Below are 2,460 nucleotides of genomic sequence, written 5' to 3'. Positions count from 1 at the left end.
GCGCACTAGTTGCACCCACCCTTCGTCCAAAACTTAACCATCCATCTTCAGCGCCGAAATAAACGCTTCCTGCGGAATATCCACCTTACCGAACTGGCGCATCTTCTTTTTACCCGCCTTCTGTTTTTCCAGCAGTTTCTTCTTACGGGTCGCATCGCCGCCGTAGCATTTTGCGGTCACGTCCTTGCGCATGGCTGAGAGCGTTTCGCGCGCGATGACTTTGCCGCCGATGGCCGCCTGGATCGGGATCTTGAACATGTGGCGCGGGATCAGATCCTTGAGCTTTTCAACCATCGCACGGCCACGCATTTCGGCGCGGTCGCGGTGGACCATTGTTGAAAGTGCATCCACAGGTTCGTCGTTCACAAGGATCGACATCTTCACCAGATAATCCTGACGATAGCCCAGCATTTGATAGTCAAACGACGCATAGCCCTTGGTCACCGATTTCAAGCGGTCATAGAAATCAAAGACAACTTCGTTCAACGGCAGATCATATACCACCATTGCACGCGCACCCGCATAGGTCAGGTCCTGTTGAATGCCGCGGCGATCCTGACACAGCTTCAGAACGTCACCGAGATATTCGTCAGGTACAAGGATAGTCGCCTTGATGCGCGGCTCTTCCATGTGATCGACAAAGGTCAGATCAGGCATGTCGGCAGGGTTGTGCAATTCAACCATTTCGCCGCTTTTCATGTGAACATGATAGATCACCGACGGCGCAGTTGTGATGAGCTCGATGTCATATTCGCGCTCGATCCTGTCGCGGATCACTTCGAGGTGCAGCAAGCCCAGAAAGCCACAGCGGAAGCCAAATCCAAGTGCCGCGGAGGTTTCCATTTCGAATGAAAAGCTTGCATCATTGAGGGCAAGTTTATCAATCGCATCGCGCAGGTCTTCAAACTCTGCGCTATCAACCGGGAACAGGCCACAGAAGACCACGGGTTGTGCGGGTTTGAAGCCGGGCAATGCCACTGTCGTGCCCTTTTTCTCATGTGTGATCGTATCGCCGACGCGCGTGTCGCGCACCTGCTTGATCGAGGCCGTCAGAAATCCGATCTCGCCGGGGCCAAGTTCAGCAATATCCACGCGCTGGGGTTTGAAGACACCGATACGGTCTACATAATGCGTCGTATCGTTCGACAGCATTTTGATCCGCTCGCCCTTTTTCAGCACGCCGTCAATGATGCGCACCAGAACGATTACGCCAAGATAGGAGTCATACCAGCTATCGACCAGCATTGCCTTGAGCGGTGCGTCGCGCTCGCCCTTGGGGGCCGGCAACAGCTTTACGATCGCTTCGAGCGTTTCGTGAATGCCCTGGCCCGTTTTGGCGCTGACCTGAATCGCGCCAGAGGCGTCGATGCCGATGACGTCTTCGATTTGCTCTGCGACGCGGTCGCAATCGGAGGCAGGCAAATCGATCTTGTTCAGGATCGGAACGATTTCGTGATCCGCTTCCATCGCGTGATACACATTTGCCAGCGTTTGCGCTTCGACACCTTGCGAGCTGTCTACGACAAGCAACGAGCCTTCAACCGCACGCATGGAGCGGGACACTTCGTATGCGAAATCGACGTGCCCGGGCGTGTCGATCAGGTTGAGCACATAGGCCTCACCATCATCGGCGGTGTAGTCGATGCGCACCGTGTTGGCCTTGATCGTGATGCCGCGCTCACGTTCGATATCCATGCTATCGAGCATCTGCTCTTGCATGTCACGATCCTTCACTGTGCCCGTCGCCTGAATAAGGCGATCAGCAAGCGTGGATTTACCGTGGTCAATATGCGCCACGATCGAGAAATTGCGGATTTTGCTGAGCTCTGTCATGCTGCGGATATGGATAGGTTTCGGTGCGCGGTCAAGATAGATCAGAAGGGTAGCAGATTTTGAGTGAAACAGGTCCTGAGACGAGCGCTCCCAGCAAGATGAAGGTCGAGTTTATCGCTGGCGGCTTTCTCACGGTATTTACTGGCCTAGCTGGCATTGTCGTAGCAGCGGGTCACTTCTATGTGGCTCTGGTGTGTTTTGCCGTTGGAGTAGTCAGCGCCATTGTTGCCATCTCTATCAACGATACAACGGTGTTGCGTAAGATTGGTGAAAGCCTCAAAGGCCCTTCCTACCGCCTGCTCTATGACATCCTGCTGGACTGGCTCTTGCCCAAGGCGCGGGCGCTGTTCGGAGTGGCTGAGCCGGATAGCGAAAATGCGGCGTTGCCCGCCCTTCTAAAGCAAAGCTTCACCTACCGCCTGCTGGATCGCGCCATGCTTTTTGCTGTGATCTACCCGCTATTGCTTTTGCTGGCCTACTGGGGTCTGACCGGCCGCGCGGGCACGCTGGGGGCGGTTGAGGTGATCCCGGCCCTACCCGAAGGACAGGCGTGGAAAGGCCCCGTGACGCTCTGCGGAATTGCCATCGTGGGTCTGGTCGCGCTTTATGGCGAGCGCCGGGCCGCAG

General features: G+C 55.7%; 2 protein-coding genes. One reads left to right on the top strand and one right to left on the bottom strand.

Translation table 11 applies throughout. The features are described 5' to 3' along the window. Positions 1–33: 33 nt before the first annotated feature. Positions 34–1,833, bottom strand: coding sequence for a translation elongation factor 4 (gene lepA, locus WBC85_RS02370; protein WP_424433076.1), 1,800 nt, complete (start codon positions 1,831–1,833; stop codon positions 34–36). Positions 1,834–1,892: 59 nt separating this feature from the next. Between lepA and WBC85_RS02365 the strand changes: the two genes are divergently transcribed. Next, positions 1,893–2,460: hypothetical protein (locus tag WBC85_RS02365; RefSeq protein ID WP_424433075.1), on the top strand; the 568-nt coding region annotated here is incomplete at its 3' end.

Source organism: Planktotalea sp., from assembly GCF_049680325.1.
GTDB lineage: Bacteria > Pseudomonadota > Alphaproteobacteria > Rhodobacterales > Rhodobacteraceae > Planktotalea.
Note: the sequence above shows the minus strand (reverse complement) of the source record. Positions and strands in the feature narration are given on the sequence as shown.

Bases quoted from the DNA above. Each gene is read 5' to 3' on its own strand.
- lepA (WP_424433076.1), bottom strand. From the start codon at position 1,833: ATGACAGAGCTCAGCAAAATCCGCAATTTCTCGATCGTGGCGCATATT.